The 22,180-nt window shown below is 41.1% G+C and carries 21 protein-coding genes, 1 tRNA gene and 1 pseudogene; 13 read left to right on the forward strand and 10 right to left on the reverse strand.

Translation table 11 applies throughout. The features are described from left to right. Positions 1 to 51: 51 nt before the first annotated feature. On the reverse strand, positions 52 to 897 hold the full coding sequence (gene queF, locus QL229_RS03885; protein WP_138556854.1) for an NADPH-dependent 7-cyano-7-deazaguanine reductase QueF: 846 nt from the start codon (positions 895 to 897) through the stop codon (positions 52 to 54). Positions 898 to 956: 59 nt separating this feature from the next. On the opposite strand from queF, the gene syd reads away from it, so the two are divergent. Further along, positions 957 to 1,496 carry a SecY-interacting protein gene (gene syd / locus QL229_RS03890; RefSeq protein WP_138556855.1) on the forward strand — a complete coding sequence of 180 codons (540 nt, stop codon included), beginning with the start codon at positions 957 to 959 and terminating at the stop codon, positions 1,494 to 1,496. Between the two features lie 61 nt (positions 1,497 to 1,557). Here syd and QL229_RS03895 read toward each other — a convergent pair whose 3' ends face one another. The 3 genes from QL229_RS03895 to QL229_RS03905 all read right to left on the reverse strand — a co-directional run bounded on the left by QL229_RS03895 (position 1,558) and on the right by QL229_RS03905 (position 3,029). After that, complete coding sequence (locus QL229_RS03895) at positions 1,558 to 2,331, reverse strand: Zn-ribbon-containing protein (protein WP_135925464.1); 774 nt, start codon at positions 2,329 to 2,331, stop codon at positions 1,558 to 1,560. Then, positions 2,331 to 2,597: a hypothetical protein gene (locus tag QL229_RS03900; RefSeq protein WP_054553723.1), complete on the reverse strand. Its 267-nt coding sequence runs from the start codon at positions 2,595 to 2,597 to the stop codon at positions 2,331 to 2,333. Before QL229_RS03900 ends, QL229_RS03895 begins: the two co-directional genes overlap by 1 nt. A 201-nt stretch (positions 2,598 to 2,798) precedes the next feature. Further along, positions 2,799 to 3,029 carry a DUF2789 domain-containing protein gene (locus QL229_RS03905; RefSeq protein ID WP_135925461.1) on the reverse strand — a complete coding sequence of 77 codons (231 nt, stop codon included), beginning with the start codon at positions 3,027 to 3,029 and terminating at the stop codon, positions 2,799 to 2,801. Positions 3,030 to 3,176: 147 nt separating this feature from the next. Here QL229_RS03905 and QL229_RS03910 point away from each other — a divergent pair, with 147 nt between their 5' ends. Continuing rightward, complete coding sequence (locus tag QL229_RS03910; protein WP_135925458.1) at positions 3,177 to 3,824, forward strand: GNAT family N-acetyltransferase; 648 nt, start codon at positions 3,177 to 3,179, stop codon at positions 3,822 to 3,824. A 717-nt stretch (positions 3,825 to 4,541) separates the two neighbouring features. Here the strand turns inward: QL229_RS03910 and QL229_RS03915 are convergent. Further along, a complete protein-coding gene (locus QL229_RS03915) occupies positions 4,542 to 4,841 on the reverse strand; it encodes a DUF3301 domain-containing protein (RefSeq protein ID WP_063706982.1) in 300 nt (99 codons plus the stop codon). Further along, on the reverse strand, positions 4,842 to 5,870 hold the full coding sequence (locus QL229_RS03920) for a DUF3549 family protein (RefSeq protein WP_138557830.1): 1,029 nt from the start codon (positions 5,868 to 5,870) through the stop codon (positions 4,842 to 4,844). It lies immediately after the preceding gene. Between the two features lie 126 nt (positions 5,871 to 5,996). Here QL229_RS03920 and QL229_RS03925 point away from each other — a divergent pair, with 126 nt between their 5' ends. From QL229_RS03925 to msrB, 11 genes are all read left to right on the forward strand, one after another. Next, entirely contained in the window at positions 5,997 to 6,311 is a 315-nt protein-coding gene (locus tag QL229_RS03925; protein WP_138557829.1) for a YqcC family protein, read from the forward strand. 1 nt (position 6,312) lies between these two features. Then, positions 6,313 to 7,086, forward strand: coding sequence for a tRNA pseudouridine(65) synthase TruC (gene truC, locus QL229_RS03930; protein WP_138557828.1), 774 nt, complete (start codon positions 6,313 to 6,315; stop codon positions 7,084 to 7,086). After that, positions 7,073 to 7,519 carry a flavodoxin gene (locus QL229_RS03935; RefSeq protein WP_130051870.1) on the forward strand — a complete coding sequence of 149 codons (447 nt, stop codon included), beginning with the start codon at positions 7,073 to 7,075 and terminating at the stop codon, positions 7,517 to 7,519. Before truC ends, QL229_RS03935 begins: the two co-directional genes overlap by 14 nt. A 117-nt stretch (positions 7,520 to 7,636) precedes the next feature. Beyond that, positions 7,637 to 8,368 carry an RNA methyltransferase gene (locus QL229_RS03940; protein ID WP_138557827.1) on the forward strand — a complete coding sequence of 244 codons (732 nt, stop codon included), beginning with the start codon at positions 7,637 to 7,639 and terminating at the stop codon, positions 8,366 to 8,368. A 60-nt stretch (positions 8,369 to 8,428) separates the two neighbouring features. Then, positions 8,429 to 11,827 carry an AAA family ATPase gene (locus QL229_RS03945; RefSeq protein WP_281546496.1) on the forward strand — a complete coding sequence of 1,133 codons (3,399 nt, stop codon included), beginning with the start codon at positions 8,429 to 8,431 and terminating at the stop codon, positions 11,825 to 11,827. A 36-nt stretch (positions 11,828 to 11,863) separates the two neighbouring features. Beyond that, positions 11,864 to 12,589 carry a cell division protein ZipA gene (gene zipA / locus QL229_RS03950; RefSeq protein ID WP_135925435.1) on the forward strand — a complete coding sequence of 242 codons (726 nt, stop codon included), beginning with the start codon at positions 11,864 to 11,866 and terminating at the stop codon, positions 12,587 to 12,589. Positions 12,590 to 12,671: 82 nt separating this feature from the next. Next, on the forward strand, positions 12,672 to 14,693 hold the full coding sequence (ligA, locus tag QL229_RS03955; RefSeq protein ID WP_138557825.1) for an NAD-dependent DNA ligase LigA: 2,022 nt from the start codon (positions 12,672 to 12,674) through the stop codon (positions 14,691 to 14,693). Continuing rightward, positions 14,686 to 15,030 carry a DUF3392 family protein gene (locus tag QL229_RS03960; protein ID WP_138557824.1) on the forward strand — a complete coding sequence of 115 codons (345 nt, stop codon included), beginning with the start codon at positions 14,686 to 14,688 and terminating at the stop codon, positions 15,028 to 15,030. The genes ligA and QL229_RS03960 overlap by 8 nt, the downstream gene beginning before the upstream one ends. Then, positions 15,027 to 15,515 carry a DUF2919 domain-containing protein gene (locus QL229_RS03965; RefSeq protein WP_138557823.1) on the forward strand — a complete coding sequence of 163 codons (489 nt, stop codon included), beginning with the start codon at positions 15,027 to 15,029 and terminating at the stop codon, positions 15,513 to 15,515. The genes QL229_RS03960 and QL229_RS03965 overlap by 4 nt, the downstream gene beginning before the upstream one ends. A gap of 9 nt (positions 15,516 to 15,524) precedes the next feature. Further along, positions 15,525 to 15,977 (forward strand): hypothetical protein, encoded by a 453-nt coding sequence (locus QL229_RS03970; RefSeq protein ID WP_135925427.1) that lies wholly within the window; start codon positions 15,525 to 15,527, stop codon positions 15,975 to 15,977. 68 nt (positions 15,978 to 16,045) lie between these two features. Further along, positions 16,046 to 16,489: a peptide-methionine (R)-S-oxide reductase MsrB gene (msrB, locus tag QL229_RS03975; RefSeq protein ID WP_138557822.1), complete on the forward strand. Its 444-nt coding sequence runs from the start codon at positions 16,046 to 16,048 to the stop codon at positions 16,487 to 16,489. Here the strand turns inward: msrB and QL229_RS03980 are convergent. From QL229_RS03980 to QL229_RS03995, 4 genes and pseudogenes are all read right to left on the reverse strand, one after another. Next, positions 16,486 to 18,435, reverse strand: coding sequence for an ATP-binding protein (locus QL229_RS03980; protein ID WP_135925422.1), 1,950 nt, complete (start codon positions 18,433 to 18,435; stop codon positions 16,486 to 16,488). The genes msrB and QL229_RS03980 overlap by 4 nt on opposite strands. A gap of 2 nt (positions 18,436 to 18,437) precedes the next feature. Next, positions 18,438 to 19,808: pseudogene (locus tag QL229_RS03985) on the reverse strand (extracellular solute-binding protein). A gap of 7 nt (positions 19,809 to 19,815) precedes the next feature. Beyond that, complete coding sequence (locus QL229_RS03990) at positions 19,816 to 21,450, reverse strand: tetratricopeptide repeat-containing response regulator (RefSeq protein WP_138557820.1); 1,635 nt, start codon at positions 21,448 to 21,450, stop codon at positions 19,816 to 19,818. Positions 21,451 to 21,929: 479 nt separating this feature from the next. Next, positions 21,930 to 22,005 (reverse strand) — tRNA-Val (locus QL229_RS03995). Positions 22,006 to 22,180 lie beyond the last annotated feature (175 nt).

Consider the following 22,180-nt stretch of genomic DNA (forward strand, 5'->3'; position numbering starts at 1 on the left):
CTTCAGACAATAATAAACCGAGTTGAACTCGGTTTTTTATTGTCACCAACGTTATTGCCGATTAATTTTCACCTTGAAGGGAGTTTCATCTTGATTAGTTGAGCGATAAGGGTTGATATCTAAACCGCCACGGCGTGTGTAACGCGCATATACTTCTAACTCTTCGAGGTTTAACTGCTGCATTAAATCGCAGTAGATACGCTCTACACATTGCTCATGAAATTCGTTATGAGTACGAAACGAAATTAAATATTTTAATAAGGCTTCATGGCAAATAGCTTGGCCTTTATAACGAATAATCACACTCGCCCAATCAGGCTGTGAAGTGATCAAACAGTTCGATTTTAGTAAATGGCTGTGTAAGGTTTCTGAGACAACCTCATCACCATTATGGCGAAGTGAGCTTGCATCAATATCATAGCTGGTGATTTCGATATCAAGATCATCAATACACTCACCCGGTAACGCTGTAAAAGGTAAACAGTTGAAATCGTCTGCTTGGTATAATGTAACTAACACCTGTGCATTTACCGCATCTGATAAGTCTTTGCTAAGCGCTTGATGTACGTCTTCTAGCGTCTCAAAGCGTGTCTGATTAAAGCTATTCAGATACAACTTGAATGACTTAGACTCAATGATGTGACTGCTTTGGCAAGGAAATACAAAAGTAGCCACAGCGACCATTGGCTTACCCTTGCTATTTAGCCACGATAATTCATAGCCAGTCCAAATATCTTGGCCTTTAAACGGTAAGTTATCTTCGCTAACACCTAAAGCATCACGGTTTAGTTTGCGGGCAATAGGAAACAACAAACTTGGCGTATAGGTATCAACATATTCTGTGCTTTTACCAAGAACACTGTCTTTTAGTTCGGGTGAGTTGCTGTAATCTGTCATCTTTACACTTTTGTAGTTACAATGTTGGCATTATACCTAAAGCCAATGAGTTTCGCAGTATGTCTGTTTCTATAAAACTAGATAAGTTACATCAAGCATTTAGTGAAAAATGCCTAGAACGCACAGGAAAACTTCCTGTTATTGAACATGATACAGCATGGCCAAGTCCATGTGAGCAGGGCGAAGTTGATGAGCAGGGGCTTATTCAGTGGTGTCCAGTCCCACAACAACCTGCTGGCAGTTTAGATGACCTAGCCAAGGCGCTCGAGTTATCTTTTCCTGAAGACTTAAACCCCTTATTTGGTCATCTTTATGCGGGTAACTTGTTATTGAATGTTGATGATCATCACATTGAATTGCTACAAGCATGGAATGAAGATGATTTTAGCCGCTTACAGCAAAATATTACGGGTCACGTACTGATGAAGCGTAAGTTAAAGCAGCCAGAAACCGTGTTTATAGGCCTAACAGAGCAAGATGATCTGCTTATTACTGTATTAGTCGAAAGCGGTGAGGTTTGCTTAGAGTACGTGGGTAAAAAACCGCATCATGTATTAGCAAATAGCATCAGTGAGTTTTTAGACAAAGTAACGGTATAAACTTAATAAGTAAAAAGGGGCGATTGCCCCTTTCGTGTATCTGGTTATTGCCTATATTTGGTTATTGAAAGTCCCACGAGATATTCGAAACAATCCCACAAGGCTCACAACGAAAATCAAATAAGCCAAACCATGGCTCAGGTAATTTCCACTCGCCATCGCAACTTGGGCAGCGACGTTTAAGCTCTGACTCTTTATCAACGCCACCAACACGGTATAAATAGTAATAAACCGGCTTCTTGGTTAGAAAACTAATACGCTTAGTGATATCGCGACCACGGCGATATAAGTCACTATTGATACTAGTTAGCTCTTCAAGCGCAGGAAATTCACAACGGGTTGCACCATTGATCTGAATTTGATCGCACGCTTGCCAGTCTTCTTGCCATTTTATTAGTGTTTTATAATCGCCATTGGCAATGGCCGGAATGCGAAATAACGGCACAGGTAAAAAGTCATCACCACAATAGAGCGGGCTACAGGTATGCACATACGTAGTGTATAAGATATAGCACGACGGATCATGGCACATGTCAGCGCCATTTGAGTGAATATCTTGGCCGACCACTTTAACTTTTGGTGCAAGTAAGCCCGCGGTGTGTAATTGCTCAATACTGTGCTTTACAAACGGACTATGATTGAGCGGATGCATCGCATCTTCGGTCGGGCACATCACACGGGTAATGAAAAATCCATCTTTTAAAACCGTTGGAAATTCATCACCAATGATTTGGCCGTTAAAACGAAGTGCATTAACTAGGCGGTTTATTGCCTGCTCAGCAAGCTCTAGGGTAGTATCTTGGTAGCAATCAAAAGTCAGATCGACAACAAACATTATTTTTTCTCAAGCAGTGCTAATAACCTGTCTAATTTAGCTTCAATACGGTCCAATTGACTTTCTTTTGGTGTACTCAGTTGTTCATTTGACGGGTTATTGATGAAGTTATTAATTGAATCCGGATTGTTTTTATATTGGCTAACCGCGGCGATGATCACAGGCATCGGCATAGGTTGTGTTAGCTTACTTTTGGTTAAGGCAACTGTTGGGGTTTTACCTTCATCAAGAAGGGTTTTAATTGCATCAAATACAACGGCATTCATTTTTGTATAAACTCTTTAATAAAGACTAATACCAACTCGTAAAAATACATAATGAAATAAACGAGCAAGCATAAAATACATCACAGTGTATGGCTGCGATGCGCGCGTATGGTAGCAATAATAGAGGTGTTGTGAAATTACTTTCCTTATTTGTGGCCGAAAAGCAGATGCAATTTAGGCCACAAATAAGCATTCATGTTTTTATTGACGCAGTCGCGCGTCTAATTCATCAATCACCTCACTCCAAGCCCCATCTTCAGCTAGCGATTCAGCTAAAAAATGCTGCTGAGATTCATCCCAGAATGGAGCATCCTGTAAGAGGGTGGTATCTGACAGTTGATGCGATGCTATGAAAGCATCTATTTCACTTTCTTTGCTTGGTAAACCAAGTTGTGCAAATAAGGTCGAAATGTCATGTTTTGTCGTATCCATAGTTCTGCTCCTTGTGTATGGCGATATTTATTACTGCTTGAACTTAATGATGATGAACCGCAGTTTAACTTACGCTGAATTTGTCTTTAATCGCTGTTAGGTATATACCTTATAGTCTAGTACGAAAATAATAAAACAAATAAAAGGATGAGTATTTTGACAGTTGCTGAACCCGAAACCTTAAGTGTGCAATACCTTAGTGCTGAAGACATCAGCACTGCCGCAAGCCTTATTTATCAAGCCTATCATGACGACCCTGTTCTTCAGAATGTACTAGGTTTTCAACAAGATAACCCAAGTAAATATGAAACTAAATTACGTGCTTTGGTACGTGAAGAGCTAGCAAGTTTCTGGCAAGAAAAACAGCCATTAATAGGCCTTTACTCGCAAAGTAGATTAAAAGCGATTGCCTGTGTATTTGATTCTGCAAGTGAACTACAAGCTGAACGATATTGGCATTGGCGCTTAAAATTAATGCTCAGTGCGGGTTATCTGCAGACTAATCAGCTTATAGAAAAAGAGCGAACTATCCGTGAAGCGCTTTCGAGCAAGGGCCATTATTTGTTTTTAGCCTTCATTGCCGTTGATCCACATTTTCAGGGGCAAGGTTTCGGCAGATATCTGCTACGAGGTCTTGATGATTTAGTTGAGTCAAGCAGTCAAACAAGTGGTTTAGCAGTATTTGTTACTCGCCCTGAGCAGCGCGAATTCTTTAGTTCTGAAGGGTTTGAGGTATTCAAAGCCCTAAGCTTTAACCAAGTCGAAGGAGACTTAATGTTTAAAGCAGTAAATTGACGAAAGGACGTTTTGGAAATAGCAATGTGAGATAAGTCTCACATTGCTGTGCGCTTTGTCAGTTTAATGCCTTTAAATCTGTACCCAAAAAAGCTTATTCTAATGATTTTAAACGATTTATTATTTTTTTGCATTTTTGTGACTAAGAAAAAATTCATTTTTATGCCTATCAAGATTTCCTCTTTTCTCTAAACTCAATCATGTCAAGAAGACACAGGTTCAATGATTGAACTGATGCCAAGGATTAGGATTATGGCAACAAAGCAAGATGCTTAGCAGGAAGCAAAGGGACAAGTGCTAGGGAAGCAAGGATGAACAAGGACACTGCCAGGATGCAGTACGATCGCGGAGCGATTGAAAAGGACTGACCAAAGGATGATTTAGCAGGAAGCTAAAGGAGCGTTTGGAAAACGAAGTGGATAGCCATTGATGGCAAGAGGACGGCACTAGGATGTGTTAAATGTTACAAGATGTAGCATGGTGGGTGTATCGGATGTATACCCGTTCAGGGGATAGATAAAAAGGCAGCTTCGGCATAAGTACGGATACTTAATCATGGAAGTAGCAAGATTGGGGCGTGGCTAATAGCTACGCCTTAGTTCTTTCTGGGGGTTGTACTTCTCGCACCAACAATTACTTTGTAAAACTCGCAACTCGCAACTCGCAACTCGCAACTCGCAACTCGCAACTCGCAACTCGCAACTCGCAACTCGCAACTTAAATTTTGTGCGGCGGTATTACTACGCTTTTAAGTAATTCATTTTCCATGATCAAAACGCCTTGATACACGCTTTGCCCATCACTTGAGAACTCAAAAATAAACTCGCTTTTAATACCAGGTTTACCGCTTTTTAAAATGCCCACTCTGCGTTTATTGCAAGCAACACTCATCAATTGCACATTCAATTGCTCAATTTGTCTTTGTGCATGAAGGTTAGCTGCTTCGGCTACTTTTCTGTTTAACCAAAAAAAGTAGATGATGCTGCCAATGATGATGAGTGTCCACAAGCCTGCCATTTACGAGAATAACCTTCCAATTGCGCGAGCGAGTGTTTCGCTACGATTTTCTTTTCTTAATATACCTAGTAGGTGAGGGCGAATACTAGGAATTGCAACTAAATCGGTGAAAATACTCACAAACAGTTGTTCAATCTCAGTATGGTGCGCACAGCAATCCATAAACACATGTAAGCGTTCTGGGTCTTCAAGGGTGCTAAAACAACGCCCTGCAATCGTTAATAGTACATCTGACTGGGTGTTCATATCAGAGCGCAATACAGCATCAACCAGTTGCGCAGTTAAACCTTGCGCTGGTGTTTTTGATAAACTTCTGAGGGCTGCAACAAGGGCGATGTCATCTTTTTGCTCTATCGCATTTAAACCATAGGCTAACAATTGCTCTGCAAACACGGGTTCGATTGCCACATGTTCAAGCATTGCACTCAGCGGCTGTAATACTTCGACTGGTAATTGCCCCCAAGCGGCTTGTAGATTTGCTAAATTGGTGTCGTTATCTAAACGCATCGCAAAGTCAGCAATACCTTGTACTGCAACACTTTGCCAATTATCAAAACCCAGTTTGCCTGAAAAATACAGCTGAGCATATTCGTAATACTGTGAAGCACTTTGCTTAAGTAAACATTTAACCTGCGCATTAAATGCTGCTAGCTTGTTAGCGTTTGGCGTAAATACATACGGGTTGTTATCAAGTTTGCCTTCGGCATTTTCGCCGGTAATTTCTGTACCAAGTGCTTCAATAACCATATTAGCGAAATGGTCGCGGCTTGCGCTTACAAGACGGCTTTGCTCATCAAGTGGGAATTTTAAAAACCATACATAAGGTTCTTTAGATGCTTTTACATCCCAAAATTGAATAGCAAGCCAAGCATGACCAGCAAGCGGGTATGGGTAAGGGATTTTTGTTTCTTCAATGGCAAGAAATTGTTTTTTGTCTAATTTCGTGATGTGTCTGCCAATATCGAAGGCACGCCAAGTGGTACCTGCTGCATCCAGAAGTTGCCCTAGTGTGGCGATCTGCTCAGTCATAAAATCTCAATTACCGTTATTAATCTATATCAGCCGCGAATTATACGCCATACCATGGCGCCTTGGAACAGGGTATACTAGGGTCTGTTTACCTTCCCTAAGTAAAAAGGTATTAAGAGTTTTACAATGCATCAACAGACTTTGGCGCTGCTGCGCGAATTAGAATCCACATTACAACGCCATTCACTTTGGCAAACAACAGCTATTGACCCAAGTGCGCTCAATTCTAGTGTACCGTTTTGCCACGACACTATGGCTTTTGAGCAATGGCTGCAATTTGTTTTTCTTGAAAAAATGCACGCCCTCATAGCACATGCTCAGCCTTTACCCCGTAATTTTGCAATTGCGCCTATGGCTGAAATGATGCTGGCACAACATAGTGGCGGAAATGATGTGATTACCGTTTTAGAAAAACTCGATCAACTTTTAAGTGATAACTAACATGCAAGAGATTGTTAAGCCACAATTTGACGAGTTAACGATTCTGTACCGCGATGAAAATTACGTTGCGATTGATAAACCATCTGGTTTATTGGTTCACCGTTCGTTTTTAGATAAACACGAAACCCAATTTGCGATGCAGATGCTGCGTGACCAAATTGGTCAACACGTGTTTCCTGTACATCGTTTAGATAGACCAACCTCAGGCGTATTACTGTTTGCGTTAAGTTCAGAAGCAGCCCGTGACATGAACCAGATATTTATTGATGGGCAAATTGAAAAACGTTACTTGGCTTTAGTAAGAGGCTTTTTAAACGAATCAATCTTCTTAGATAAACCTTTAAAAGAAGAGCTTGATAAAATTGCTGATAAGTTTGCTGATCAAGATAAAGCACCACAAGAAGCACAAACGCAATTTCATTGCCTGCACCAAGCAAGCCTACCTATTCCAATTGGTAAATACCCAACAGTTCGTTACTCGCTGGTGGAGTGTTTTCCAAAAACTGGTCGCAAGCATCAAATTCGTCGTCATTTAAAACATTTATCATTGCCTATTATTGGTGATGTAAATCATGGTGATAATCAGCATAATCAATTTTTTAGAGAGCATTTTCAGCTTCGTCGTTTAATGTTATTTGCCTCTGAATTAAAGTTTGTGCACCCTTATAGCAAGCAACCAATAACAATTAGAGCGCCATTAGGCGATGCAATGTTAACGATTTGCCAGCAACTTGGCTGGCCAACAGAAGAAAAGGATTATTATGGCAACCATTAGTATTTTTGTCGGCAGTGTCTACGGCGGTGCTGAGCGTTTAAGCGAACAGGTTATTGAAGTTATTGAAAAGTCAGAGCATCAAGCGCAACTAGTTGAAAATGGCACGGTCGATGACATGCTGGCTGCATCACATATTTTGGTGATCACATCAACGACGGGTCAGGGTGATATTCCTGATAACTTAGTCGCTTTATATAGCCAATTAAACGATCAATTCCCTATGTTAACAGGCAAGCAATACGGCATTATTGCTATGGGCGACCGCAGTTATGGCGATACGTTTTGTGGTGCAGGTCGCAGCTTTGATGAGCTATTTCGCGATTTACAGGCAAAACCTGTTGGTCATCGTTTAGAAATTGATGCTTGCGAAGATTTTGAGCCTTGGCCTGTTACTGAGCCATGGTTAAATGAATGGCTGACGAAAATTAGTTAATAACTCTTATTAGCTAGTGTCTCTTAAAAGTGCTGATTGAATAAGCAATTGGCACTTTCCCCTTGGTTTTTCGAGTACAGAATCTGATATACTAAACCATCATTTTATGAGGCTGTTATGATTTCAAAAAACCAACTGAAACTAATTCGTGCATTAGGTCAAAAGAAGTACCGAAAACAATATAACCAGTACCTTGTTCAAGGCGAAAAAAATGTACTTGAATTACTAAACAGTGGTTTAAGTATTGCTCATATTTTTGCGACTCCTGCATTTATTTCTGCGCATCAAACAGCGCTTGCAGCCCATCAAGTCATTGAAGCAGACGAAGAAAGCCTAACTAAAGCCAGTACGCTTATTAGTAACAACGCAGCCATTGCTGTTGTTGATATGCCAAGCCAGCAAGCATTACCAACATCAGGGCTTATTTTAGCCCTTGATGGTGTGTCGGATCCGGGTAATTTAGGTACCATTATTCGTGTTGCAGATTGGTATGGTATTAAGCATATTGTTACCAGCACAGACAGTGCGGATGCTTATAACCCGAAAACCATCAGCGCAACCATGGGCTCATTTGCTCGCGTGTGTGTCTCACAAACCGACTTAACCAGTTACTTACCTAGCTTAAATCTTCCTGTGTATGGTGCATTTTTAGAAGGTGAGAACATTCACAAAACTGCTCTTAAGCAAGATGCCGTATTACTTATGGGCAGTGAATCCCACGGTATACGTGCTGATTGCGAAAGCTTAGTTACTGATAAAATAACCATTCCGGCTTATGGCCAAGCAGAATCGCTTAATGTAGCCATGGCAACGGGTATTATTTTAGATAATTTTAAGCGCCACGCTTAACCTTTTACCCTAAAATGGGTTAAATTGAAGAATAACAATAAAAATCGGTAAAACAATTAGATGCGCTTAAGCACCATAAAATTAGCGGGTTTCAAATCGTTTGTTGAACCCACTAAGATCCCATTTCCTGATCAGATGACATGTGTTGTCGGCCCGAACGGCTGTGGCAAATCAAATGTCATCGATGCAGTGCGTTGGGTGCTAGGTGAAAGCTCAGCTAAAAACTTACGTGGCGATGCCATGACCGATGTTATTTTTAATGGCTCTACTAATCGAAAACCTATTTCGCAAGCCTCTGTTGAGTTGGTGTTTGATAACACCAGTGGCCATCTTCCGAATACCTTTGCTGATCGAAACCAAGTGGCGATTAAGCGCTTAGTGACCCGTGATGGCCAGTCAATTTATTTTCTAAATGGTAGTAAATGCCGTAAGCGTGATATTACCGATATCTTTTTAGGCACAGGTCTTGGCCCGCGCAGCTATGCGATTATAGAGCAGGGTATGATCTCGCGTTTAATTGAGAGTAAACCGGCTGATTTACGAGTTTTTTTAGAAGAAGCCGCAGGCGTTTCAAAATACAAAGAGCGTCGTCGTGAGACACAAACCCGCATTAAAAGTACCCGCGAAAACCTTGAACGTTTGCTCGATGTAAGGCAAGAGTTACAAACACAGCTCGATAAGCTTGCAGTGCAATCAGTCGATGCAAAAAAGTACCGAGAGTTAAAAGCCACTGAGCGCACCTTAAAAGGACAAATTGCGGTCTTAAAGTGGCAGAAGCTACACCAACAACAAATCGATAAAGCCGAGCAAATCAATAAACTTAAAGAGCAAATCCAGTTCTTTAAAGAAGCGCATTCTGGCCATGATGATGTGTTAGCAAGTCTTGAAAATCAGGTGCAGCTTGAGCAGCAAAAATTGCAAGACGCCCAGCAGACTCAGCATCAAACACACACTGAGTTAACGCGCAAAGAGCAGCAACATATTAGCCTAAAGCAGCAACAGCAAACACTTAGCCAAAACCTTATCAAACAGCAACAACTGCAGTTACAAAACAAAGAGCTGCAAGAAGAGCAACATGCATCGGCTGTAATGTTACAAGAGCTGCTACAAGAAGCGATTGAGCAAAGTTTACTGTGCACTGAGCAAGTTGCAGAAGTAGAGCAACAAGTTGCTGAACAACATCAGTTTAAACAAAGTGCTGATGAGCAATACCAAAGCACCTTACAAAAGAATCAAACTCATGCTAGTGATATTACCGTTGCAAAGAGTCAACAGGCTCACTTTGCACAGACTCTTGCGCAACTTGAATCTCAGCAGGCACAACTTGCCGCTGAAATTAGTGAGCTTGAAGCAACTCCTGTTGCAGCGCAAATTGCTGAGCAACAACAGCATATTCAAACACTGACTAAAGAGCTTGCTCAGCAGCAAAGTGCGCTTAATAAGCTCACTCAGAATCTAGAACAAGCTGATAAAGAGCAACAGCATTTAGAGCAAGATTTTAGACGGGTTCAACAGCATAGTAATGAAAACAAAGCCAGTATTGCAGCGCTTAACTCTTTGTTATCAGAGCAAGCTGATAGCGGGAGTGTTTCTTTATTAGCGCAGCTAAAAGTGACACCAGGCTTTGAGCCGTTAGTTGAACAAGCCCTACTTGGCCTTGAGCATCTAAAGGTCAGTCAACATAAAGAGGCTAACAGTGTTTGGCCTGCATCTGATGATGAGTTACCAAAAGAGTCATTAGCTAATTATATCGAATCGGGTGCTTACCCTGATTTATTAGCACGGTTTGCATTTCAACCTTGTTTTGATGACGCTATTTTGGCGGATCCATATTGGCTGGCAGTGATTGATGAAGAAGGCTGTATTCATGGTCGTAACTTTCACACCGATGCCAATAAAGACGCCGACAATTCTTTGCTTTTAAAGCATGCTCAGCTTAGCGATGCACAGCAGTTAGATGAAGAGCTCAACGAGCAATTAGAAACCAAGCAACAATTGCTAAACGAGCATCTGGCATATAAGAAAACGCTCATCGTTGACAAAGAGCAACACAGAGAGCGAATTCACCAAGCGGCTCAGCAGATTGCATCGGCTAGCACTCGACGCGATATGTTGCTTGAGCAGCAAACGCAGTGGCAAAACCAGCTTGTTAAGTTACAACAGCGTGAAACCTTACTGGCTGAGCAAAAGCAAAATGCCGATGAGCAGCAACAAGCCCAGCAGAGTTTACTTGAGCAATTGCTAGAACAGCAATTAACGCTGGAAACAGAACTCGAGCAGGCTAAACAACGACAAACTGAGGCAAATAACAACTATCGCCAAGTTGCGTCTCAGCTTGAGCAATATAAAACGCAGGCTCACCAAGCAAATTTGGCTGAGCAAAAAGCTCGCAGTGAGTGTCAACTTAGCGAAACCAAATTGCAACACGCCAATGCAGCCCAAAGTGCTGCAAGTGAGGCTGTGTTAGAACTTAATGAGCAACTAGAAGAGTTAGTGATCCCGCTTGAAGAGGTGGCAGAGCAAATCATGCTATTGCTTGAAAAGCATCAACAAAGTGACGTTGAGCTGAAAAACTTGCAAGCGGCCTTGAGTCAAGCTAAAAAGGAGCTTGCTGATAAGCAAACAGCGCTGAAATCGTCGCAATCTGAGTTGGTTACATTACAAGAGCAGTTGCAAGCATTGGCACTGGATGAGCAAAGTTTAATCGTTAAAGCACAAGCTGCGTTAGAGCCACTTGAAGAACTGGAACAAAATTTAAAAACAGTACTTGAAGAACTGCCTGACAGTGCCAATTTAAATAGTATGCAAGCTATGTTGACTAAAACCACCCAAGCTTTAAATGAGCTTGGCGCAGTAAACTTAGCAGCAATTGATGAATTTGAGCAGGCCAAGCAGCGTAGTGATTATTTAAATCAGCAGCTTGATGATTTAACACAAGCGTTAAATACCCTTGAAGGGGCGATTCAAAAAATTGACCGAGAAACAAAAAATCGTTTTAAGGCCACGTTTGAACAAGTAAATACAGACTTTGGGGAATTATTCCCGAAAGTGTTTGGCGGTGGTAGTGCCTACCTTGAATTGACCAGTGATGATCTACTCGAAAGTGGGGTAAGCATCATGGCAAGGCCACCAGGCAAGAAAAATTCGACAATTCACCTGCTTAGTGGTGGAGAAAAAGCGCTGACCGCATTATCATTAGTGTTTTCAATATTCAGGCTCAATCCAGCTCCATTCTGTATGCTTGATGAAGTGGATGCGCCATTGGATGATGCAAATGTGGGTCGTTTTTGCCGTTTGGTAGAAGAGATGTCACAATCAGTACAATTTATTTATATCAGTCATAACAAGATTGCCATGGAAATGGCAGGCAGATTGACCGGTGTAACTATGGCTGAACCGGGTGTTTCACGAATGGTTGCTGTAGATATAGAACAAGCTGTGCAAATGGCACATGCATAAATTTAGTTAGGCATATCAAATAATAAAGGTGAGGGGATGGCCGAAGAATTAAGATGGGCTTTAATCGTAATCAGTGTATTTGTCATTGGTGGTTTATTAATTCACGGCTTATGGTCGGTGCGTAAAAAGGACAGTCCAGATGCGCCAGCGCAAGAACGGGTCGAACCGAATGAAACAACTTCTGAGATATCAGAGCCTGCTCCAGTTCAGTCGCAAGAACGTGACGAGCCTGAGTTTGGAGATTTAAGCTTTTCCGCGCAACATAATGATGAACCCGTTGTTTCAGATGAGATTTCAGAATCACCTGAAGCAGAGCAGACTGAAACTGACGAAGAGCAAGAAGCACAAGCTCCAACTGACTTCATTATTGTGCATTTGCAGATGCCTGAAGATGCAGTTATGAATGGCAGCCAGCTATTGCCAGCCGTTAATATGTTAGGCTTTAAGTATTCTGAAGAGGGCTTCTTTAACCGCCATTTAGACCCTGCTGGTACAGGTCCGGTGTTATTTCGTTTAGTGAATATGTATAACCCAGGTACGTTTGATATCGATAACATGGAGCAGTTTAGTACAGCGGGTATCAGTTTATTTATGACCTTACCATGTGATGGTGACGGTTTAAGTGCATTTAATATGTTGCACAGTGCAGCTAAAAAGCTAGCTGATGAATTTGGTGCGACTATTTTAGATAGCAACCGTGAAGAGATGACGGTTGAAAGCGTACGTGAATATGTTGAGAAAGTTCGCAGCTTCTCAGCTTAATCGCACGCACAGATAATAAGTTTTAGGCCACTTGGCGTTAAGTCGTCTAAGTGGCTTTTTTATGTAGATTTTTGAGGTTTTCATGTCCAGCCCTATCTTTGAGCAAATTAGCCAACTTCGAGCCCAGTTAGAAGAGCATAACCATAATTATTATGTGCTGGATGCACCAAGCATTCCTGATGCTGAATATGACCGTTTAATGCGTGAATTAAGCGCTCTTGAGCAAGCTAATCCAGAGTTCCAAAGCCCTGACTCGCCATCACAAAAAGTTGGTGGTGCTGCACTTGATAAGTTTGAGCAAGTCACTCACCAAGTACCTATGCTGTCACTTGATAATGCGTTTTCTGAAGAGGAGTTTGCTGCCTTTAATCGCCGTATTAAAGAACGTTTAATGAACAGCAGTGAGTTAACTTTTTGTTGTGAGCCAAAGCTTGATGGTCTTGCAGTATCGATTATTTACCGTGACGGTGTGTTAGTGCAAGCAGCTACCCGTGGTGATGGCATGGTGGGTGAAAACATCACCCAAAACGTGAAAACAATACGTAATGTGCCGCTTAAGTTACGTGGCAATGACTTCCCGGCAGAGCTTGAAGTGCGCGGTGAAGTATTTATGGATAGTGCCGGGTTTGCCAAGCTTAACAGTGAAGCCGACAAACGTGGCGAGAAAGTATTTGTAAACCCGCGCAATGCTGCTGCAGGTAGCTTACGCCAGCTTGATTCTAAAGTAACAGCAAAACGCCCGCTGATGTTTTACGCTTACAGTACAGGGCTTGTTGCGGATGGTCAGTTACCAGAAGATCATTACCAACAGCTTGCTAAACTGACAGATTGGGGTTTACCACTTTGCCCAGAAACTAAACTGGTTGAAGGACAGCAAGCTGCACTTGATTATTACCAAGACATTTTAGCACGTCGTAGTGAGCTGGCTTACGAAATTGACGGTGTGGTAATTAAAGTAAACGACAAAAAGCTGCAAGAGCGTTTAGGCTTTGTGGCACGTGCGCCGCGCTGGGCTATTGCCTTTAAATTTCCTGCACAAGAAGAAATCACACAATTACTTGATGTTGAGTTTCAGGTAGGCCGTACTGGCGCAATTACGCCTGTTGCACGTTTAGAGCCGGTATTTGTGGGAGGCGTGACCGTGTCTAACGCAACGCTTCATAACGGCGATGAAATTGCCCGTTTAGGCGTTAAAATTGGCGATACAGTAATTATTCGCCGAGCAGGTGATGTTATCCCGCAAATTACCCAAGTTGTGCTTGAGCGCCGTCCTGAAGACGCCAAAGATATTGTTTTCCCTGCTACATGCCCAATTTGTGAGTCACATGTGGAACGCATTGAAGGTGAAGCGGTTGCCCGTTGTACAGGTGGCTTAGTTTGCCAAGCGCAGCGTAAGCAAGCCATTAAGCACTTTGCGTCACGTAAAGCGCTTGATATTGATGGGCTAGGCGACAAGATTGTTGATCAGCTTGTTGATCGTGAGCTTATCAAAACACCTGCTGATTTATTTACCCTTAAACAAGGTCATTTTGAATCACTTGAGCGAATGGGCCCTAAGTCTGCTAAGAACTTAGTTAACGCGCTGCAAGAAGCTAAGCAAACAACATTAGCTAAATTCTTATATTCGTTAGGTATTCGCGAGGTTGGTGAAGCAACAGCGCAAAACCTAGCAAACCATTTTTTAACCCTAGAAAAAATCACCCAAGCAAGTGTTGATGCGTTAACTGAAGTAAGCGACGTAGGTGAAATTGTTGCCAAGCACGTTCGTGGCTTTTTTACTGAAGAGCATAATATGGACGTGGTTAACGCGCTAATTGAGCAAGGTATTAACTGGCCCGCGCTAACAGCCCCAAGTGCCGATGCGCAGCCATTAGCGGGTTTAACCTACGTACTGACCGGCACATTGAGTGAGCTTAACCGTAATGATGCAAAAGCACGTTTACAAGCGTTAGGTGCGAAAGTGTCGGGCAGTGTTTCGGCGAAAACAGATGCACTGATCGCGGGCGAAAAAGCGGGCTCAAAATTAACCAAAGCACAAGATTTAGGCATTGATGTATTAACAGAGGCAGACCTCATTGCGCTTTTAAGTGAGCACAATGGATAGTTTATTGCAGGCATTGTCGTCAGTTGCTTTAACAATCGGCAGTTGGCTACAACCACACCTTTACAATATTTCATTATTGCTGGTGGTGTGTTTTATATCCTTGTATGCAAACGATATTATTAAAGTGACCAAGCGCTTTGTGGCGCGTCGTCACTTTATTATTCGTGTGCTTTGCTTTGTGCTGGTCACAGGGTTTGGTATGGGCTTACTTGTGGTGTTTGTGACGCCTTTTTTAAGTAAATTGCTAATGCTACTCGGTGTTAAATGGCTGGCGCTTACACTTACAGCAGCCTTTTTGGTACTTGGCATCATTGCTGATAAGAAGAACCAAATATGAATCGCTACGGCCCAGAATACTGGGATAAACACGGCACTTACCGGACGCCTGTGGCGTTCCACTTAACCTTACTTGTGCTTTTGCGTAGTTATTTTATTTGGCTGATGGCGGCGCTGAGTCGTCGCCCTGATCTAGATATCATGTCGTTGTTCTTTAAATCTAAAGCTGATTTTTTTATCGCTATTGCCATTGCTGCGATTGCTTTATTACCTGCGGTGATCTTTTGCTTGCGCCGGCCACAAGAAAACCCAGATAGTGCAAAACGTTTTGCGTCGATTTGGCGTTATATGCGCTGGCCATTAATTCTATGTGCAATCACAGATTTAAGTTGGTTAACCTATCAGGCTGCTCACAGCCACTATCAGTTTTCGTTGTTCTTAGCTTGCCAAATGGTACTGGTGTTATGGGTACTGTTATATTTATTAAAAAGCAGATACTTGTCTGTCTTTTTCAATGATTGGCCAGATCCAATAACAAAAAAATAGGGCAGCAATATGTTGGCAATTAATAAGCTTTTAGCAAAAATCTCATTTACTATCGCATTCGTATTAATCGCTATATGGGTATTTACGCCACTTTGGCACAGTGCTGCATTTTCACTGTTTGTGATGTTATGGGGCTTTATAACACTATCAAGCATTTATCGAGTGACGCCGCTATTTGTAGCGCGTAACCCCATTACTGACTTATTAAAACGCGATGTTAATCAGCTAGCACTCATTAGCCTTTCTGGGCTGTTTGATTTTAAACGCAAGGCTGAGTTTGTGTTAATTGGTCAAATTAAGCAGATTGAAGTGGGTGAAGGTATTATCCATATTACTGACGTCAACGGACAAAAAAGCACAGCAGTATTGAGTGTTAGTAGTGACAAAATTAATAGCCATTTATCGCAACTGCTTTCTGAGCGCGAACGTGCGCAAATAGATATCCGTTTACAAGCGAATTAATGCCACTTGCTCTTGGCTGTGCTTGTGATGTACTGTGCAATAGTTGTATTCAACCTTGAGGGAGCACTATGTTAACTTGGCAAGATATTTTAGAGTTTGCCCATAACGGTAACCCAACACCTCCGCGTCGAGTCGAAAAGTCACCATCTGAGTGGCAAGCTGAGCTCGAACAAGATGCATTCTATGTTACTCGTTTAAAAGGGACTGAGCGTCCGCACAGCTCTGATTCATGTACGATATTTGAACCTGGTCAATATGCCTGCGTCTGTTGCGACAATTTATTATTTGATGGTGATGAAAAGTTCGACAGTGGCACTGGTTGGCCGTCATTTACTCAGCCTAGCAGTGTTGAAAGCATTGCTTATGTAGCTGACTCTAGCCATGGTATGCAGCGTATTGAAGCGATTTGCAATGTCTGTGACGCGCATTTGGGCCATGTATTTCCTGATGGCCCAGCGCCTAGTGGTCTGCGCTATTGCATGAATGCCATAGCGATGAAAAAACGTGATTAATCTAAATACTGTGCGATGATAAAAATAAGGTGCTCACGGTAAATTGGCTTGCTAATAATGTAGTCAGTCAAAATACTTGATTGCACCTTATCATCCCTTATCGCTGAAGCCGTTACCGCGATTATTGGAATATGTTTAAAACGATCATCACTGCGAATTAACTGGCTTGCCTCTAATCCACCCATTACCGGCATTTTTAAATCCATTATGATAAGGTCAGGTTGGTTTTGCTCAATTTTCATTAGAGCATCTTCACCATTAATAGCTGTATCTATTGTAAAGCTCCAGCGTGATAAGAAGGATTCTAAATATTCCCGGTTGTAAGGAATATCATCAACAATCAAAATGCGCGCTGGATTAAAATGATAGCTTGATATAGCAGGGTAATTACGATGTTCAACTTCGTTTTTAGATTCGGCTAATTCAACATTCGGTATCGACACAATAAATTCACTGCCTCGATCTTTTTCGCTGATCACCGATAACTCTCCACCCATTAACTTGATAAAGCGCAATGAAATAGCTAAGCCAAGTCCTGTGCCACCAAACTCAGAGCTACGTTGCCCTTGTACTTGCTCAAAATCATTAAAAATGAGCTCTTGTTGATCACTAGGAATGCCTTTACCTGTGTCTTTAACATGTACTTTAATATCAATATGGCTATTGTCATTATGCGCTTTAAAATCAAAAAACACTTTTACACTACCTTGCGAGGTGAATTTAATAGCATTACCGATTAAGTTTGTTAGTACTTGACGAAGTTTATTACTGTCTAGCAGCACAGGTGTTGTTAGATCAGGATGAGCAGTAACTTGTAACTCAAGATCTTTCTGAGCGCTTAATTGTAAGAACATCATGTTGAGTTCGTGACACATGGTAGGGATCTCAACTCGATCAATATCAAGTTGCATTTTACCGGCATCCACTTTTGATAAATCAAGAATATCGTTCAATACGTTAAGTAATGAGTTACCCGATATTGAAATAGCTTCTAGATAACGACGCTTATTTTTATCAGTTTCACTGTCTTGTAATAATTGGCTAAAGCCCAATACGGCATTAAGTGGTGTTCTTAATTCATGCGACATATTAGCTAAAAAGCGGCTCTTAGCTTGATTCGATTGCTCAGCTTGCTCTTTAGCATCAAGATACTCTTGGGTGCGTTTAGCAACGGTTTCTTCAAGTAAGCTATGTTGCTCATGCATACTATTGATTTGTTGCCTAACTGCAGCACGCATCATTTTAAAACCACTTGCAAGAGTACCAATTTCGTCTTGGCTTTTAATATTTATAGGGCAATTTAAATCACCTGTGGTCACTGCATGCGAAAACTCGACTAGCTGCTCAATGGGCTGCAAAATGATTCTTCGAATAATGATGTAAGCAATGATGAGCGCTGTGAGTAAGTATATCGCAAATAATGAAACAGCATTGCTGATGATAGCTTTTGTCTTTGCAGCTAAGTCAGTATCTGAAAAACTAACAATCACGTAGCCAATATTTTCGTTTTGGTAACTATTAATGGGGACCGAAACTACATATTGTTCATCCAGTGGAATGATTGTGTTTAGTGCAGGGTTCAATTGCTTCAGGATTTGCTGGTTAGTTTCTAAAGTATCAACCTTACTGTTATCAGGGTGTGCAGCAATAAAGTTATTTTGATCGATAAAGTAAATAGTTTTGAGATCATCAAATGTATTATTTTTTAGAATATTTTTTAAGGAGATACCTTGAACTTTCATCACCCAACTACCGACACTATTATCTTTCGTTAGCTTTTTTATCTCTGACAGCATAGGGGACACAATAGCATCTGCTTTTTCACTCATGTTTAGAAGTGTTTGTTCTTTTAACTCCATCACATGCAATGAGGTACTCGCCCCTAAAATGAGGGTAATGGTGAATCCGATTATCATCAGAATTTTGTGGGCAATGCTTATCCTCATTGCTAGTTTTCACTCCTTGACTTGAATGTGTGCATTGTTTCATTAATTTTTTTATCAGTTGTTTTAATTGTCTGGTTTATATCTGCACCATAGAATATTTGGCTAAATGCTTGCGAGATAATTTCACCAATGACAGGGAACTCTACCATTCCAGCTTGTAGGCGATCAGCTGTGGCATGATCAAATACCCACAACATTGTAGTATTAAACCCGGGTTTATTTACCAAGGTAAACAACTTTTCGTGCCACACTTTTTTTCTGGGAGGGGAGCCGCCAGTACTAAGTAGCGATGACGTTTGCTCGCTTGTCGCCCATTGAATAAAAAGCCAAGCCGCAGTTTTTTTGTTGGACTTGCTATTTATAGCAAACGCCCATGCCCAAGGGGAGGTTTCTCTTGCTATGGGACCTTTGGGCAAAGGGGCTGCTTCCCATTTATTCCAAATATTAGACTCTTCAGCTGTGTCTATTTCATTGTAAAAATGGGAAGCTAAAAATGCGGATGCCAGCTTACCTTGTTTAAATAAGCGGCGGATTTCATAAAAGTGCAGCAAGCGGCTATTATCAGGATTTCCTTACCCTGTCGCTAAATCTCGGTACACTCTTAGACTCTGCGCTGTTTCAGTGCTATTAAACACAGACATATTTTGCTCATCGATAACTTGTGCCCCGTATGCACGCATTACTGGCAAAACTGTCCAGGTGTTTAGCCCCGCACCTGGCAATGTGCGCGCCGCAAATGCATGCATTCCAATAAGATCTGGCGTTGCATCAATAGCGCGTTGTAACTTTATCTTTGTAGCGTAGAGCTCTTCATAAGTATCAGGTACTTTAAGGTTAAACCGTTCAAATAGATCTTTTCTGTAAAAATAGATTGGCGCCGAAAAATCAAAGGGCAATGAATACAAAATATCATTGATCTTACATAGTGCTAAGCTTCGATCGCTAATGTCGTCTAGCTGATACCATGTTTTATCAGTTATCTTGGGATTATCTAAATAGGGTTGAAGAGGCTCTATCCAACCTTGGCTTTGCGCTTCTCCTAAAAAAGTAATTCCCATAGGCAATACATCGTACAAGCCTAAGCCCTCACTCAAATCTTGATGGCGGCGCGCTCGCATTTGTGATTGTTCTAAGGCATGAAAGCCAACCGAGATCCCCGTTAGCTGTTCAAATAATGGTATATAAGGCTTTAACGCTGTGAATGCTGGTTGTTCGTCTGCAAGAATATTTATATGACTTCCGGCTTCACTGCGCCAATCTATGTTTGCTTGTTGCCAGTAATGCAGTGTAGAGGAAGCAAAACTGTTGGCACTGTAAAAAAAAATCGCTGCTGTAATAAAAGGCTTGATAAGTTTTGACAAACGCGGTGCCATCTTTCGGTTACTCCGTTAACTTAATATTTAACTTATCAGCTTGTGCTTTAATTTTTTCAAATCGTATTGCTTGCTCATATTCGAGCTCTTGGCTAGCAAGTAAAGTAAAGCATTTTCTAGCAAGTGATAAATTAAAAGACTGGCCTTGATTATTAGTATCGAACAAACATTGTAATAAATTAAGTGCGATGCTGGCATTTTTGGGCATAACCCTAAATGCTTGCGTAAAGGCTTCAAGAGCTGTATTGAGTTGTCCTTTATTAAACTGGGTTACTGCATGGTTGTTAAGCTCTTTAGGGCCTAACTTGATATCTCGACGTTCTGTTTGTTGCTGTTGAATATATCTTAAATAAACAGGATCACTGACAGATGGGTGACGTTCGCAATGGTCAATAATTTGGTTAAAAAGCCTTTGCGCTTTTTGATGAAAACCTAATTCATGGAATGCTTTGGCTTTGTCGAGGGCACCATCAACAGAACGAATTTGTGTATCACTCTCATCAAGTTGATTGATAAGCGCTTTTGCTTTTTGGTGTTCATCTTTTAAGTAATGTAATCGAGCATTTAGTACATCAATTTGAGTTTGATTATTACTATTGGGAAATTGCTTTTTTAAATCATTTAAATATTGATTAGTCTGCCTAGATATTCGGTTTATCTGATCGCTTTGATCAGTCGTTAGCGCAAAATCGATACCTGCGCGTGCCGCATTAAGGTAGATATCAGGATGATCATGAATAGAAAATTTTGCGTAAGTCGCAATATCTTTTTGTGTTAAATAGTTCTTTTCATAATCATGATTAAGTAAGGATACATGGCTCAAAGCTTTTTGACGGTTAATGTTACGTGGTGCAATATCAACAGCTTGGCTAATTAGTTGTTGAGCTTCATCATACTTATTAAGTTTAATTTCTAGTCGGCTTAGCAGGTCCAGAGCAACTAAACGAGTTTCACTGCGTTGTAACATCGTTTTCAACATTCGCTGTGCAAGTGAATGCTCATTACATGCAATCAAAGCTTCAACTAAGCCTACTTTTGCCCAAGTGAATTTTTGAATATCAAGAACAGATTTAAAAAAGGTTTTAGCTTCTTCATTACGTTTTAGTCGAAGTAGGGCATCGCCTTTTAGTCTAAGTAAAATAGCACTAAAACTGTGGCTTTTGTTTTGTAATAATTCGTCGATCTTTTTTATTGCTTTTGAATCGTTCTCGTCATCAATAAGTTGATATACCTGATGTAAATTATTTTTTCGCATCAGTACTTTTTCGATACGATTTTTTAATTCATTGATAGTGAAAGGTTTAACAAGGAAATCATCAGGTTGCAGCTCTAAGACACTGTGTACAAGAGAGCCACTTGTTTCAGCAGAAATAAAAATAAAGCCAGTGGAGTTTTTAATAAGGCGCTTCATTTTCAGCTCTTCATATAGCTGATAGCCATCTTGTTGCTTACTCAGATTAAAAGAGCAAACAATTAGATCAAACTGCTCTATTTGGCACTGCTCTTTTGCTGAGTTGGCATGCTCTGCAAAACGTAACTGACGAAACCCCAACCCCTCTAATGATTGTTTCATATAGCTTTGAGCAAGTGGTTGCTCTTCGACTATTAAAATTTTGGCTTTCGAAAAAATCTTTGCAGGCATTAGACTTGCGACCGAGTGACATTAACAGTGACTATAATAAACAGTCTAGCTGCTGACAAGGCAAATTACAGCTTTTGCTGCTATTAAAAGTTTGGCTAAGGTCTTTGTCGAAAATGCGAGAAGTATGAAAGATCAGCTTTTAGGTATTTAGGCTTGTTGAACAGTGGGTGAAATTAAACCATTTGCCTATGTTTTATAGAAAGTGGCGATGCTTTTGAAATCTAAAGGTAGATAAGGAAGCCTTTAAAGAAAATGTTTATATGTGGTGGGTCGTACTGGACTTGAATCATCGAGCCTGTGTTTTGTAAAGAGTGGCGATGCTTTTGAAAACTAGAGATAAAATAAAGAGGTTTTATATGTGGTGGGTCGTACTGGACTTGAACCATCGAGCCTGTGTTTTGTAAAGAGTGGCGATGCTTTTGAAAATTAGAAATAAAATAAAGAAGATTTAAAGCAAGTATTTATGAAGTGTTTATATGTGGTGGGTCGTACTGGACTTGAACCAGTGACCCTCGCCTTGTAAGGGCGATGCTCTCCCAACTGAGCTAACGACCCACATATAAATTTTTCAGATTAAATGGTTGGTTTTACTGAACTTAACCACCGAGCCTTTTCGTTGTAAAGAGTTGCGATGCTCTTTGCTTCAAAAAGTAAATGGTGGGTCGTACTGGACTTGAACCAGTGACCCTCGCCTTGTAAGGGCGATGCTCTCCCAACTGAGCTAACGACC

The sequence above is a fragment of the Pseudoalteromonas sp. PAR1 genome (assembly GCF_947311895.1).
In the GTDB taxonomy this organism is placed as follows: domain Bacteria; phylum Pseudomonadota; class Gammaproteobacteria; order Enterobacterales; family Alteromonadaceae; genus Pseudoalteromonas; species Pseudoalteromonas lipolytica_C.